This window comes from Flavobacterium pedocola (assembly GCF_053764385.1).
On sequence record NZ_JBSNCR010000002.1, the window covers coordinates 339,819 to 355,364 of the forward strand.

Genomic DNA, 15,546 nt, shown 5'->3' on the forward strand with positions numbered 1-15,546 from the left:
TATGAAAAAAATCATCTTCATTTTAGTTTTGACCTTTGCTTTTAGCAAAGGCCAGGCACAAAGAAAACCATTAATGACTTCAGAAGTAACCACCGTACAATCCAACGAGATGCTGATTGGAAAACAACACAAAGCAGCCCTTCTGAATGTTCCGTATTCGATATGGTTCATCCCGAATCACGACAATTACAAGCCCGGCGCTTCAACTGTTGCCGAACTGAAAAAACATCTGGACGGTGTTTCCATAACGGTTTTTATGGGAACCTGGTGTGAAGACAGCCAGCACAGAATCCCTGAATTCTATAAAATTCTGGAAGAAATCGGTTTTGATAACAATAAAGTGACCTTAATCACCGTTGACAAATCGAAAACAACCCCTGAAAAACTGGAAAACGGATTCGACATCACCAATGTACCCACTTTCATCTTCTACAAAAATGAAAAGGAACTGCAACGAATAGTGGAAAGCCCGATGGAAAGTATTGAAAAGGATATGTTAAAAATACTAACCAACCAACCATATAAACACGCGTATCAGAATTAATCAATACTTTTGCACGCCTAACTTAACTTTCATATTGAAATGACAAAAGTATTTAACCTTTTTTGGTTACTGTTTTTGCTGAATGCAACCCTATTAAACGCTCAGGAAGGCGCTTCGTCGTGTGCCGAGTTGGAAGCCAATTACCAATTGTACCAATCGTGTGCCACCAACATCCCTTTCCAGAATTCAACGGGTGCCAACAATGAGAGTTTTACCTCAACCTGTATCCCTCAACCCTTCAGAGGCCCTACCTGGTTCTTCATGGAAATCAAGACCAGCGGAGACATCATCCTTCAAATCAGCCAGGTAAACAATGGCGGAAGCGGAACCGATGTAGATTTTATCCTTTGGGGCCCTTTTAACAACCTGAACAACATCTGCAACCAACTTAACCCCACAACAGAAGTCGATTGCAGTTGGGCTCCGGACAGCGTTGAAACGGTAACTTTACCTAATGCCGTAACCGGACAATTATATGTATTGCTGATTGACAACTATTCCAACCAGCCGGGAAGCATCACCATTACCCAAACCGGAGGAACTGGGAGTTCCAATTGCGATTTCCTTTCCGCAGTAGACATTCTTAACAATACGCTTAACGAAATAACACAGATCGATTATTGCAAACCGGAAACCAAAGATATTGTGGCCCGAATTGACGTACGTGATTTCCCTGGACTTCCGTCTAACCTGAGATTCAATTACAAATGGTACAAAGACAACACCCTCATCAACACCATAACCAACTCAACGTCAAGCACTAATACGCTAACAGTTTCCGAATCCGGGGTTTATAAAGTTGAAACAACAGCTTATGACAGTACCGACCCTACGGTTATCATCGCCAACCTAAGAGTTAGTACCGATGAAATCACTTTGAAATTTCATACAACACCTCAGGTAAACGTATCCCACACCAATAGCGTGTGTTTGAACACGAATCCGGTTTTACAGGCAAACATTACAAATCAAGCCAGTTTAAACACAACAACAGATGTCCTGGCCTATCAGTGGTATCAGGACAACAACCCTATACCCAGCGCTACCGGTCAGAACTACACGCCAACCGAACCCGGCGATTATTTTGTAAGGGTAAGCAACGCTCCCTGTAATTTTGCCGATTCAAATGTAACCCGCATTTACATTTACCCAGTCGATAATATCTCAGGTCTTCCTTATATTGTTTGTGTAAACAAAAACAATACTCCTGTTACTGCTGCGGTGATCGATACGCAATTGTCTTCAGACGATTTTGATTTCGTTTGGTTCAACGGTTTTAATGCGATAACCGGAAGTGAAATTCCTGGGGAAACCTCAACTTTGTTCCAAACGGATATTCCCGGAAACTATTCGGTAAAAATCACTAACAAAGTCAATCCGGCAGCGTGTTCCCGAACACTTAACTTTACTGTAAACAATTCCTATATCCCAGACTCCATAAACGGTCAACCGGATGAATTAATCGCTTTCGAACTGGAAAACACTATTACGGCCATAGCAACACCTGCATCACCCGACTATCTGTATTCTATTGACAACGGCGATTGGCAAACCAGCAACGTCTTTACTAATGTTGCCGGCGGTGAACACACTATCACGGTAAGCAACAAATACAATTGTGGTGCTTTAAGCGCCAATATCATCGTGGTGGATTACCCTAAATTTTTTACCCCTAACGGTGACAATTACAACGATACCTGGAAAATTGGAGGCGTTAAGGCTTTAGACTCCATTGAAATCTATATTTTCGACCGATACGGCAAACTGGTGAAGCAGTTAAATCCGAACGGGGAAGGATGGAACGGCACCTTCAACGGAAAAATGCTGCCTTCCTCCGATTACTGGTTCCGATTGAAATACAAAAAGAACGGCCTTGAAAAGGAATTCAGCGGACATTTCTCCCTGAAAAGATAATTTGTTCACATTTAGTTAAATTTGGTTACTTTTGTCAACTGAAATTTAGGCTTATGATTATCATTAAAACCCGTGAAGAAATTGAATTGATGCGCGAAAGTGCGCTGATTGTTTCCAAAACTTTAGGCATGATTGCTTCGGAAATCAAACCCGGAGTAAGCACCCTGTATTTGGACAAACTCGCAGAAGCTTTCATCCGTGATCATGGTGCTACTCCTGCTTTTTTAGGCATGTACGGCTTTCCGAATTCTTTATGCATGAGCCCTAATTCCCAAGTCGTTCACGGGATCCCAAATGACAAACCCTTAGAAAGCGGCGATATTATTTCGGTAGATTGCGGCGCACTCAAAAACGGTTTTTACGGAGACCACGCCTATACCTTTGAAGTAGGTGAAGTAAGTGAAGCGACCAAAAAACTGCTTAAAGTAACCAAAGAATCACTTTACGTCGGTATTCGTGAATTAAAAACAGGTAACCGTACCGAAGATGTCGGAAACGCCATTCAGAAATACTGTGAAAACAACGGATACGGCGTAGTTCGCGAGCTGGTAGGTCACGGCATCGGACGTACAATGCACGAAGCGCCCGAAATGCCCAACTATGGCAAAAAAGGACGCGGAAAATTACTTCAGGAGGGAATGGTGGTAGCCATCGAACCGATGATCAATCAGGGTACCAAAAACATCAAACAGCATAAAGACGGCTGGACGATCACTACGGCTGACGGTAAACCATCGGCGCATTTCGAGCACGACGTGGCTATTGTTGACGGAAAACCGGAATTGCTTTCCACTTTCGGATACATTTATCAGGCGTTGGGCATTACTTCCGACGAAGAAAACGAATTCAGAAAACAGCCTTTAACTTTATAAAACTTAAGTTACTTATGTGACTTATCTGTTCAAAACCACATAAGGCATAAAAGTACATTTAAGCCATGAAAAAACTTTTCAAGTTCATCTTAAATACGATTCCCAGACCAATTCTTATCCGTTTAAGCATTGTTGTCCGACCGATTTTGGCTTTTCTGCTGAAAGGGAACACCTTTATCGATCCTATTGACGGAAAAAGTTTCCGTATGTTTTTGCCTTACGGATATGGCACACAGCGAAACAATGTATTGTCCCCAAGCACTTTATCCCTGGAAAGACACCGTTTACTTTGGCTGTACCTGAAAAACGAAACCGATTTTTTCACCGCCACGGAAAAGAAAAAAGTACTGCATTTCGCACCGGAACAGGAATTTTACAAACGTTTTAAGAAGCAGACCAACATCGACTATACAACCACAGATTTATTTTCTCCTCTGGCCGATGTAAAAGCCGACATCTGCAACCTTCCGTTTGAAGACAACACATACGACATTATTTTCTGTAACCACGTTTTGGAACACATTCCGGACGATACCAAAGCGATGCAGGAACTTTACCGTGTTTTAAAACCGGGCGGTATGGGTATTTTCCAGATTCCGCAGGATCTGTCAAGAGCCGTAACGTTTTCAGATGATACCATTACCGATTCTAAAGAACGTGCCAAAATATTTGGACAGTACGACCATGTACGTGTTTACGGAAGAGATTATTTCGACAAATTAAGAAGTATCGGCTTTAAAGTAACCGAAGAAGATTATACCCATAAAATTTCACCGGATCTGGTAGCAAAATATTGTCTGGCCAAAGGAGAAATCCTTCCGGTTTGTTATAAATAAAAAAGTGCTGCAATTGCAGCACTTTTTCGTTAAAACTGTTCGTTTGATTTGCTTTGATTATGATTTTTCAGGCATCAGCATCCCCACTACTTTGTCTTTGGTAAGGTATTTTTGAGCCACTTCCTGAACTTCTTTTGCGGTTAAAGCGTTTACTTTTTCTTCAAATTTCAACACTTCTTCTGCGCTTTGATCATTAGTGAACGAGCGGGTGAAATTGGACAACCAGAATTTGTTCTCCTTGCTTTCTTTCTTAAATTCCTGCACTTCTGCTTCTTTAAACTTAGCCAGATCTTTAGCTTCAGGACCATTAGCGATGATTTTCTGAAGTTCATTTAAAGCCGAAGTCGTTAACTTCTCTGCATTGTCCGGTCCGCAAGGAAACATAATATTGAAATTATAATAGCCGTACGGAACTTTACTCATGCTTCCGCGAGCGTTCACGCCATAAACCCCGCTTTCATTTTCACGCAACTGTTCCACTAATTTAATGGTAAGGATTTCCCCTAAAGCCTGCATGGCAAATGCTTCTTTAGCAGAATACTGTGCATCACCGTAATACATAATGTTTACATTACTTTTTGGATCTTTTCCTTTGTTCACCACTTTTTTGTGTTCGCCTTTCAGTAATCGATACCCTAAATCTTTAGCTTTTTCTTTGTTTGCATTTCCAGCCAAAGAAGCCAAATATTTAGTAGCATATTCTTCCATTGCTTTATCATCTACATTTCCAACGAAGAAAAACTCAAAATCGCCGGCATTGGAAAAACGCTCTTTGTATTTGTCATATGCCAATTTATAATCAGTTTCAGACCAGGTTTTATCCGTTGGAATCAATCCGTTGAAACGCGGGTTTTCTTTATTCAGAAACGTATAAAATTCTTGTTGGAAGAAGAAATTCGGCTGAGAAGACATGTTTTTGTACACCGCCGATTGTTTCTGCTTATAACCTTCAAAAGCTTCTTTGTCATAATTCAGGTCCATAAAATAGGCATGAGCCATTTGAAACAAATATTCCAAATCTTTTGGCGTTGCATTCCCTCGTAAACCTTCCGTTGTACCTAAAATATAAGGGTAAACATTCGCAATTTTTCCGGTCATGAACTTATTGATATCGTTCAGTTTCAGTCCGGAGAAACCAGCTTCGGTTAAAGCACCGTTAGCGAACTGTACTTTTTTCATATCGGTGTCTGAATACAAATTGCTTCCTCCGAAACTTATCGCCTCAAACAAAATCTCATCGTTTTTGAAATCGGTTTTTTTGTAGGTCACTTTCGAACCGTTAGACAAATAAAGCGTTTTGGTTCCTAACTTCTCGTTGCTTTCACGCTTTACGATTGTACCGCTTTTTGGCTCCGTTTTCAGCAATCCTTTAGCAACGGCAACATCTTGATATGCCGTAATTTCTGCCTCGTTAATTTTCAGCGCATCCAAAACTTGCTGCTCCGTCGGCTTTTTCAGATTGGCTTTTTCAGGACCGGTCAGAATAATTACTCGGTTCTCTTCTTTGATAAAATTTCCAACCAGCGCATTAATTTCCTTAAGATTGATTAAAGGTAAAATTTGCTTTAAACTACTGAAAGTCCATGAAATTCCAGGAACCGGTTCGTTATCCAAATAATGGGATTGGTATTCATTCACAAAAAAGGAAGAGTTCGTTTTATCCTTGTCATTGTACATTTTTTCAAGGGAAGCCATAATTTCAGATTTTGCCCTGTCCAACTCTCCTTGTGTAAACCCATATTTTTGAACTCTTTTATTCTCCCTGGCCAAAACTTTTAAAGCTTCAAGCTGATTGCCTTCCTGCATCATTGCATTCGACTGAAAAGCTTCCTTTTTTCTGGTCCAGCTCCCGTGAAAAGAATAGCCGTAAGTAAACGGTGGCGTTGCAGTATGCGTAAGTTCTTCCAATCTGGAATTGAGCATGGAAAGAGCAAGTTCTTCAGCAAGTTTATCCTTCAGGTCCTTAACGGTAACGATGTCTTTTTTATAATCTGAATCTTTGTAAATCAATTCGACACCGGAGTTAGACGCTTCTTTATCCGTTTCAATGGCCACAAACGTTTCCTTATGGTTAGGCACTTCAAAATCCTTTCTCGGTTTTTCATTTTTAGGGTTCTGATAGTTTGAGAAATGGTCGATAATCTTCTGTTCCATCTGGGCAACATCGATATCTCCCACTACAATCACACTCATCAGGTTCGGTCGGTACCAATCCTTGTAGAAACGCACCAGGGCTTCAGGCTTGAATTTCTCCAAAACCTCTTTCTGACCAATTGGCAAGCGCTTCCCATATTTGGAATTGTACATAAGTTTGGGCATATATTTTCCCATCATACGTTTTTCGGCACCTAACCCTAAACGGTATTCTTCCAAAACAACGCCTCTTTCTTTATTGATTTCCTCAGGAGTCAACACCGCATTAAAAGCCCAATCTTCCAAAATCTGAAATCCTTTTTCCAGTTTTTCAGGACTGTCGGAAGGAATCGGAAGAAAATAAACGGTTTCATCAAAACTCGTATAAGCATTTAAATGCTGGCCAAATTTCACTCCGATACTTTGAAGATAATCCACCAACTGGTTTTTAGGGAAACGCTTGGTCCCGTTAAAACACATATGCTCCATAAAGTGCGCTAATCCTTGCTGATCGTCGTCTTCCAAAATAGAACCCGCATTGATTACCAGACGTAAATCGACTTTATTTTCAGGCTTGGCATTTTTCTTGATGTAGTACGTTAAGCCGTTTTTCAGTTTTCCAGTTTTGACATCAGGATCCAAGGGAATGGTTTTCGACCAATCCATTTCCTGGGCAAAAAAAGCAGCCGGAAACAGCAATAAACCGAAGGTTAATTTGTTGAATTGTTTCATAAATGATTGATTAATATTTTTTGTAAAACTATCTATATAACCGGTATGTAGGTTTTTTATTATATTCGATTTAACAATTTTCTTTCATCGCGCATTCGATTATCCTAAAAACCAGTCACAAAAAAAACAATACTCGATGTTAATCCTTATATTTACGCTTTAATTCTTTTTTAAAATGCAGTTAAAAAAATCATTCTTCTACCTATTACTACTTCTTTGTTATGCAACAGGGTACACACAGGTAGAAAACGAAGTTGCGCCACCCTTTAACATCAAAACCGTTGCATTTGTTCAGAACAACAATGTAATGATTCCAATGTTTCGACTTGGAGATCCGTTCGAGTTACAGTTTGACGATCTTTACGGCAACGAAGAAGATTACTATTACACCATTACTCAATACAATTACGACTGGACCCCAACGCAATTAGCCAAAGCCGAATACCTGCAGGGCATGGACGACCAGCGAATCATGACCTATGAGAACTCGTTCAATACTTTACAGATTTTTTCCCATTACACCTTAACCTTTCCCAACCGATTCAACCGCATTAAGTTAAGCGGTAACTACATGGTTAAAGTTTTCAATTCCGACAGGGATTTGGTGTTTTCAAGAAAATTCATCTTATACGAAGAACAGGTTTCCGTGCCTTTACAAATAAAACGTTCAAGGGATTTAAACACTATTTACGGGATGCAGAACCTTGACTTTACCATAAAAATGGGCGATAACATTCTGCAGAACCCAATCCAGAACGTAAAAGTGGTACTTTTTCAAAACGGAAGGTTCGACAATGCAATTTACAATATCAAGCCGCAATACACCTTAGGCAGCGATTTGATCTACAAATACAACAAGGAAACCCAATTTTGGGGCGGAAATGAGTTCTTGTTCTACGAAAACAAAGACATCCGCGGATTAGGAAACAATGTGCTGCAAATTACCTCCGGGGAAATCTACAACACGCATTTGTACATGAACACCGCCCGTGCCAACAATCCGTACACCTACTTTCCGGACATCAACGGCAGTTATTTAATCCACAAGATCAATGCTGAAAAGAATGCTCTGGAAGCTGATTATTCCTGGGTATATTTCACTTTAAGCGCCAATACTTTTCTGAACGGCAAAGACATTTATGTTACCGGAATGTTTAACAATTTTGCACTAACCCCTGAATACAAGCTGGATTATAATGCCGAAAAAGGACTGTTCGAAAAAGCCGTTCTGATGAAACAGGGTTTTGTAAACTACCAATACGTGATCGCCGACAAAAACGGAAAAGCCGATTATGAAAACGCTGTAGACGGGAATTTTTACCAAACCGAAAACAACTATTTTGTGCTGGTCTATTACAGAGGAAACAGTGAACGTTACGACAGGGTTATCGGTCGCGGAATTGCCAATTCCGAAAACATCACTAATTAAATTTTTGTAAATAGCTGTATCTAAAACAAATATTTCTTATTTTTGGAGTTATCAAATCCATAATTATCACAAAATATGGTATCACAAATTACAAGCGGCATTAAAATTTCGGTTCTGACTAGTTTTGAAGGCACTTACTTCAAAAACTACAAGATTCACTTTGCCTTTTCGTACGAAGTGACCATAGAAAACCAAAGCAAGGATTCCGTTCAGCTGAACTCCCGCCACTGGGAAATCCAGGATTCCTTAAACGATTTGGAGATTGTTGACGGCGAAGGTGTTATCGGAAAAAAACCGGTTTTAAAACCTGGAGAAAAACACACTTACAGCTCCGGCTGCCTGCTTTCTTCCCCCTTTGGAGCCATGCGCGGCTATTTCAACATGGTGAATTTTACATCCACCAAAAGCTTCCGCGTGATCATTCCTTCTTTTAAATTAAGCGCACCTTTTGCCTTAAATTAAGCCTTTAATTTTACAAAAGCATTAACAATTAACCGATTAGCTTATTGGGTAATAATTTGTATCTTCGCTACGCGAAATTTTTCAAAAAACAAATACAACAAATTATGCCAAAAGGAATTTACAATGTTCCCCAAGCGGTTAACGAGCCCGTTAAAACATACGCTCCCGGAACACCGGAAAGAGAAGCTGTAGCGGCAGCTTTCAAACAAATGTACAACAGCACGATAGACGTGCCTTTATATATCGGTTCGGAAGAAATCCGTACTGGAAAGACAAAAACCATGACGCCTCCTTTTGACCACAAACATGTGGTGGGACAGTATCACGAGGCAGAAAAAGAGCACATTGAAAAAGCAATTACTGTTGCTTTGGAAGCTAAGAAAAAATGGGCAAACATGCCTTGGGAGCAAAGAGCTTCGATCTTCTTAAAAGCTGCCGAATTGTTAGCCGGTCCTTACCGTGCCAAAATCAACGCAGCTACTATGATTGCTCAGGCGAAAACGGTTCACCAGGCAGAAATTGATTCCGCTTGTGAGTTGATTGACTTCTTGCGTTTCAACGTACAATTCATGACGCAGATCTATGCTGAGCAACCAATCTCTTCAGAAGGCATCTGGAACAGAATGGAGCACAGACCATTAGAAGGTTTTGTTTATGCGATTACACCATTCAACTTTACAGCAATTGCAGGTAATTTACCAGCTTCTCCAGCTTTAATGGGGAACGTAGTAATCTGGAAACCGGCAGCAACACAAGTATATTCTGCTAATGTAATCATGGAAGTTTTCCAACAGGCTGGCTTACCGGCTGGGGTTATCAACATGATCACAGGAAATTCAGGAATGATTTCCGATACGTTATTAGCAAGTCCTGATTTCGCAGGGATCCACTTTACAGGATCTACAGGTGTTTTCAACGATATGTGGGCGAAAATCGGTCAGAACATCAGCAAATACAAAACCTACCCAAGAATTGTAGGAGAAACAGGTGGTAAAGATTTCGTATTGGCACATCCGTCTTCCATTCCTGCTCAAGTGGCAACTGCTTTAACAAGAGGTGCTTTCGAATACCAAGGGCAAAAATGTTCTGCTGCTTCAAGAGCGTACATTCCAGCTTCCCTTTGGCCAGAGGTTAAAGAATTATTATTAGCCGATTTGGCTTCCATAAAAATGGGATCTCCGGAAGACATGAGTAATTATGTTTCTTCGGTTATTTCTGAACAATCGTTTGACAAATTAGCCGGATTCATCGATCAGGCGAAAAAAGACAGCGATGCGGAAATCATTGCCGGTGGCGGTTACGACAAATCTGTTGGATACTTCATTCAGCCAACTGTTATCTTAACTACCAATCCGAAATACAACACCATGTGTACGGAATTGTTCGGACCGGTTCTTACCATCTATGTTTACGAAGACGCAAAATGGACCGAAACTTTAGCTTTAGTTGATGGGACATCAAGCTATGCCTTAACAGGAGCTATTTTCAGCCAAGATCGCTATGCAATTGTGGAAGCCACGAAAGCCTTGGAAAATGCAGCCGGAAACTTCTACATCAACGACAAACCGACCGGAGCAGTAGTAGGCCAACAGCCATTTGGTGGCGCTAGAGCTTCAGGAACAAATGACAAAGCGGGTTCAGTATTGAACTTGTTGCGTTGGGTTTCGCCAAGAACGATCAAAGAAACCTTTGTAACACCAACAGATTACAGATATGCCTTCTTAAAATAAGAAGCAAAACCATAAAAACTGAAAAAGTCGAACCATTACTGGTTCGACTTTTTTATTCTATTTTCTTTTCTCTATTCTTCTTTACGCCTTATACTTCAATGGCAAATGCACCACTTTCTTGGTTTCAAAAAATTCATCTTCAAAGAAATCGGACAAATTATACAAAGTCGCTTTTGGAAAATCCTGCAACTCTTCAGACAAATCACCGCCTTTTAAGTACAGAATGCCGTTTTTCAGTTCGTGATTGCTTTTCTTTTTGATTTTATCTTTTATCCATTTGTGAAAGTCCGGCATATTGGTCACGGCCCGGCTTACGATGAAATCGAAATCTTCTTTTACGTTTTCGGCGCGCATTTGTTCGGCTTTCACATTCTGCAACCCTAATCCTTTAGCCACTTCATTCACCACACGGATTTTTTTGGCAATCACATCGATTAAGTAAAAATCGGTTTCCGGATACAGTATAGCCAACGGAATCCCCGGAAAACCACCACCGGTTCCCACATCCAAGATTTTTGCTCCCGGCAGAAACTCCATTACTTTGGCAATTCCCAGGGAATGCAATACGTGCTTGGTATACAACTCGTCAATATCTTTTCGTGAAATCACGTTGATTTTAGCATTCCAGTCTTTGTACAATTCTTCCAGCATTTGGAATTGTTCTACCTGAGTATCAGTTAGGTTAGGGAAATATTTTACAATATCCTGCATTTTCAAAATTTTAGGCAAAAATACACAATTTAGAGGTTAAATTTTTATCAACTTTAACGAATTACTTTCCATTAATAATTACCTTTGGACGAATTTAATGCAAATGAACATGGATACCAATGCTCCAATCTTCTCAAAAGCAGACAGCTTGAAATTTTTCAGAACGCTGAACAAGCGCGTTAACGAATATTTCAAAGAAAACAATATCAAAAAAACCGGAAACTGGAAACTGCACCTGAAAACGGTAATCATGTTTTCTATTTTCCTGACGCCTTATTTTCTGATTTTGGCATTAGACTTACCCTTGTGGGCACATTTACTGATGACGATTGTTATCGGGATCGGGATGGCCGGAGTGGGCATGAATGTAATGCACGACGGGAATCACGGTTCGTATTCTTCCAAGCCCTGGCTGAACAAAATTATGGGTGGCAGCATCTATATTTTGGCCGGAAACGTGTATAACTGGCAAGTACAGCACAATGTTCTGCACCATACGTACACCAACATTCACGGTCATGACGAAGATCTGGAAGCCGGACGTATTATCCGTTTTACCAAACACGCTGATTGGTCTCCGGTACATAAATTCCAGCATTACTATTCCGTTTTCCTTTACGGGTTACTAACTTTCAACTGGGCCATTACTACAGATTTCAAACAAATGAGAAGTTATATCAAACGAAAACTTTCATACGGAGAATTCCCAAGCCCATTCAAATTATGGAGCACTTTGGTAGTTACAAAAGTGATTTACTTTTCCATTTGGCTAGTCGTTCCGATGCTTTTGGGAATTGTTTGGTGGGAAGTTTTACTTGGCTTTTTCATTATGCACTACACCGCAGGTTTGATTTTAAGCATCGTATTTCAGTTGGCACACGTAGTGGAAGAAACCGATCATCCGCAACCGGACGAAAACAACGAAATCGAAAATACATGGGCAGCGCACCAGTTGTTTACCACAGCTAATTTTGCCCCTAAAAACTGGTTGGTAAACTGGTACACCGGAGGCTTGAACCATCAGATCGAACATCATATTTTTCCGAACATCAGCCACATCCATTACGGAAAAATTGCCGATATCGTAAAACAAACAGCAGCCGAATGCAACCTGCCGTATTACGAATTCAAAACAATGCGTTCGGCGATGTATTCGCATTTTAAACATTTAAAAGAAATGGGGCAAAAACCTCAATTAGCATAACACATAACTACATAACACTACAATCATGAACCCGTTATCGGACAGAATTAACAATCTGGCAGTTTCACAAACGCTAGCCATGGCGGCAAAAGCCCGAGAATTAAAAGCACTAGGAAAAGACATTATCAGCCTTAGTTTAGGAGAACCGGATTTCAACACACCGGATTTCATTAAAGAAGCCGCTAAAAAAGCCATTGACGAAAACTACAGCACCTACACCCCTGTAGAAGGATATCTGGAACTGAAAGAAGCTATCTGCCGTAAATTCAAACGCGACAACAATTTAGATTATAAACCGTCTCAAATTGTAGTTTCTACGGGCGCTAAACAATCGTTATACAACATTGCCCAGGTAATGTTAAACGAAGGTGATGAAGTAATCCTTCCTGCTCCGTATTGGGTTAGTTATTTCGAAATCATCAAATTATCCGGCGGAACACCAGTTGAAGTACCTACTTCCGTAGATAACGATTTCAAAATCACGCCGGAGCAATTAGAAGCGGCGATTACCCCAAAAACCAAAATGATGTGGTTCAGCTCCCCTTGCAACCCAAGTGGTTCGGTATACAACCGCGAGGAATTGACCGCTCTGGTTAAAGTTTTGGAAAAACACCCGAATATTTATGTGGTTTCCGATGAAATCTACGAACATATCAACTTCTCTGGAACATTTTGCAGCATCGCTTCCATTCCGGGGATGATGGACAGAACCATTACCGTAAACGGAGTAGCAAAAGCTTTTGCCATGACCGGATGGAGAATCGGTTATATCGGTGGGCCGGAATTCATTGCTAAAGCCTGTACTAAAATCCAGGGACAAGTGACCAGTGGAGCCAATTCGATTGCACAAAGAGCAACAATCACAGCTGTAGACGCCGATCCGAAAGTATTAAAATACATGGTGGACGCTTTCCACAGCAGAAGAGATTTAGTGGTAGGTTTGATCAAAGAAATCCCGGGTATGAAAATCAACGTACCGGAAGGAGCATTTTACGTATTCCCGGATGTTTCCGCTTTCTTTGGCAAAACCTTAAACGGTATAAAAATCAACAATGCCGACGATTTCTCGATGTATTTGTTAGAGCACGCCAACGTAGCCACCGTAACGGGAGACGCCTTCGGAAACCCGAACTGTATCCGTTTCTCGTACGCCACCAGCGAAGATTTACTGAAAGAAGCCCTACGCAGAATTAAAGAAGCCGTAGCAACTTCAGAAGTATTAGCATAATTAAAAAAGCCTCAGGAATCCTGAGGCTTTTTTATAAAACAATATCTTGGCAATTCTCAAAACAGTCAATTCCAAATTATTTTTAATTAAAACTTTATTGCAAAACCAACAACGGTTTCCTTTTTTATACATTTGTAGGAATTTTAAATAAAAAGGACTAATGACTTTTTTCGTTACAAATCCAAGAAAATCATTTCAAATCGAATTCCCTCTTGAAACCGTACAAAGAGCAGTTGAGAACATTCCTATAGCCGACGACTATTTCAAACCGGTTTCATCACAACCCGTTTTTAATTTATACACTTTCCGTGGCTACGAAATTTTCGCAGACATCAATTTAAACGCAGTAAACGATAACACCACTGAAATCAATATTGAGATCCGAAAAATAATAGGCCTTTTTGACAAAAGTTATGAAACCATAAGCACAAACAGTGCAAACAGAGAAATAAATGACATTTGCACAGCTATTTCCAACGTTATCGGACTTACTGATGAAGAACTTGTACTATTTACAAAGGAAAAAGAAGAAAAGAATAATAAGAAAAAAAGATTTAACAGAAAGTTGTACCTATTTGTAGTACTGCCATTATTTCTGCTGGTTATCTTAATGTTTGCATTTATAATATCGCTTGGCTAAAAGTCTTTTATTCCGAAAACAAAATTTACTTTAAAAGAAAACAAAAACTAATATCCCGAAATCGTATATCCTATTCCAATATTGTACAACGGATATTTTTCATCTTTTTTAAACACCATGGGTTTTTCAATCTGACGCCAGTTTTTGGAAGCAGCGAATAAATTCCTGAAAAAAGTCGGCAGGCCATTGGGCGCTTTCACCAACGGGTAATTCGGCAAAATAATTTTCATGATTTTTTTATCCTGATTCCGGTAATCTGCAACCGAATATGGCAATTCCGAAACATATTTACCGCGGGTGTCGGTTTTTCCGATAACGGTCATCACTACAAAAAATCCTTTTTCCGGTATGGCGAGTTGTTCCTCAAATTTCACTTCAACTTTATCTTTGAGTTCTGCTGAATAAATCACAAAAACCTTTGTATACTCGTACAGTTTTTCACCGGGCAAACCATTATCGTTGCTCATGAACTCAAATTTCACTAAGGTTCCGTAGGGTTCGTCTTCAAAAGAGACTTCCGTAATCCCCTGATGAATGTCTTTCAAAATCAACGGAATCACCACAGACTTTAATTCGCTTTTTCGCTTTTCCTGCGGAATATAAAACGCAATCTGCTGCCCAATCGACGACCAATACATCTGATCCATATTGCCATGCAAAAAAGGTTTCGTTACAAATTCTTTCCTTTTCCCCAAATCCTCTTTGGCCACCACAATTTTCATCTCATCCAGCATTTTAGTGGAAGGCTTGAGAAAAATATCAGCTCCGTGAACTTTATTTAAAACGACCATTTTCGCCTGATAGCCTACATAGGAAATTTTTATTTTTTCAGGTAACTCCTTATTGGTAACCAGCTTCCCGTTTTCATCCGCAAAAAAACCATATCCGTTAAGGAAGTCTATATTGGCATAAGGCAAAGGCTCACGGGTAATGGAATCTTTCACTACATAAATCCCCTGCTGTCCGAAAACAGAAAAAAAACTCAGCAACAGAATACCTGTATAAAAAAAATTCTTGTACATCTTATACTAATGATACACTTATAACTCCTAAAAAACTAAAATAGTATAACAAAAACAATTTTGTCCATGCCTATAAAACTTTTTACCTT

General features: G+C 40.0%; 13 protein-coding genes. 10 read left to right on the forward strand and 3 right to left on the reverse strand.

Annotated features, from left to right (window positions below):
- The first annotated feature begins 1 nt into the window (after window position 1).
- The 4 genes from ACWPKD_RS05570 to ACWPKD_RS05585 all read left to right on the forward strand — a co-directional run bounded on the left by ACWPKD_RS05570 (window position 2) and on the right by ACWPKD_RS05585 (window position 4,166).
- Window positions 2-544 (forward strand): thioredoxin family protein, encoded by a 543-nt coding sequence (locus ACWPKD_RS05570; RefSeq protein WP_455411685.1) that lies wholly within the window; start codon window positions 2-4, stop codon window positions 542-544.
- A 39-nt stretch (window positions 545-583) separates the two neighbouring features.
- Window positions 584-2,458 (forward strand): T9SS type B sorting domain-containing protein, encoded by a 1,875-nt coding sequence (locus tag ACWPKD_RS05575; protein ID WP_455411686.1) that lies wholly within the window; start codon window positions 584-586, stop codon window positions 2,456-2,458.
- Window positions 2,459-2,511: 53 nt separating this feature from the next.
- A complete protein-coding gene (gene map / locus ACWPKD_RS05580) occupies window positions 2,512-3,330 on the forward strand; it encodes a type I methionyl aminopeptidase (RefSeq protein WP_455411687.1) in 819 nt (272 codons plus the stop codon).
- Between the two features lie 65 nt (window positions 3,331-3,395).
- Entirely contained in the window at window positions 3,396-4,166 is a 771-nt protein-coding gene (locus ACWPKD_RS05585; protein ID WP_455411688.1) for a class I SAM-dependent methyltransferase, read from the forward strand.
- A gap of 57 nt (window positions 4,167-4,223) precedes the next feature.
- Here ACWPKD_RS05585 and ACWPKD_RS05590 read toward each other — a convergent pair whose 3' ends face one another.
- Window positions 4,224-7,031 (reverse strand): M16 family metallopeptidase, encoded by a 2,808-nt coding sequence (locus tag ACWPKD_RS05590; RefSeq protein WP_455411689.1) that lies wholly within the window; start codon window positions 7,029-7,031, stop codon window positions 4,224-4,226.
- Between the two features lie 175 nt (window positions 7,032-7,206).
- On the opposite strand from ACWPKD_RS05590, the gene ACWPKD_RS05595 reads away from it, so the two are divergent.
- From ACWPKD_RS05595 to pruA, 3 genes are all read left to right on the forward strand, one after another.
- Window positions 7,207-8,460 carry a type IX secretion system plug protein gene (locus ACWPKD_RS05595; RefSeq protein ID WP_455411690.1) on the forward strand — a complete coding sequence of 418 codons (1,254 nt, stop codon included), beginning with the start codon at window positions 7,207-7,209 and terminating at the stop codon, window positions 8,458-8,460.
- 75 nt (window positions 8,461-8,535) lie between these two features.
- Entirely contained in the window at window positions 8,536-8,922 is a 387-nt protein-coding gene (gene apaG / locus ACWPKD_RS05600) for a Co2+/Mg2+ efflux protein ApaG (protein ID WP_367229571.1), read from the forward strand.
- Between the two features lie 104 nt (window positions 8,923-9,026).
- Entirely contained in the window at window positions 9,027-10,652 is a 1,626-nt protein-coding gene (gene pruA / locus ACWPKD_RS05605) for an L-glutamate gamma-semialdehyde dehydrogenase (protein WP_455411691.1), read from the forward strand.
- Between the two features lie 81 nt (window positions 10,653-10,733).
- Here pruA and rsmG read toward each other — a convergent pair whose 3' ends face one another.
- Window positions 10,734-11,363 carry a 16S rRNA (guanine(527)-N(7))-methyltransferase RsmG gene (gene rsmG / locus ACWPKD_RS05610; protein ID WP_455411692.1) on the reverse strand — a complete coding sequence of 210 codons (630 nt, stop codon included), beginning with the start codon at window positions 11,361-11,363 and terminating at the stop codon, window positions 10,734-10,736.
- A gap of 109 nt (window positions 11,364-11,472) precedes the next feature.
- Between rsmG and ACWPKD_RS05615 the strand changes: the two genes are divergently transcribed.
- From ACWPKD_RS05615 to ACWPKD_RS05625, 3 genes are all read left to right on the forward strand, one after another.
- The gene (locus ACWPKD_RS05615) at window positions 11,473-12,567 is read left to right on the forward strand and encodes a fatty acid desaturase family protein (RefSeq protein WP_455411959.1); all 1,095 of its coding nucleotides are present in this window, start codon (window positions 11,473-11,475) and stop codon (window positions 12,565-12,567) included.
- Window positions 12,568-12,592: 25 nt separating this feature from the next.
- A complete protein-coding gene (locus tag ACWPKD_RS05620; protein WP_455411693.1) occupies window positions 12,593-13,795 on the forward strand; it encodes a pyridoxal phosphate-dependent aminotransferase in 1,203 nt (400 codons plus the stop codon).
- Between the two features lie 160 nt (window positions 13,796-13,955).
- Window positions 13,956-14,435 carry a hypothetical protein gene (locus ACWPKD_RS05625; protein WP_455411694.1) on the forward strand — a complete coding sequence of 160 codons (480 nt, stop codon included), beginning with the start codon at window positions 13,956-13,958 and terminating at the stop codon, window positions 14,433-14,435.
- Window positions 14,436-14,482: 47 nt separating this feature from the next.
- Here the strand turns inward: ACWPKD_RS05625 and ACWPKD_RS05630 are convergent, their stop codons facing one another.
- On the reverse strand, window positions 14,483-15,457 hold the full coding sequence (locus ACWPKD_RS05630) for a hypothetical protein (protein WP_455411695.1): 975 nt from the start codon (window positions 15,455-15,457) through the stop codon (window positions 14,483-14,485).
- Window positions 15,458-15,546: the final 89 nt, after the last annotated feature.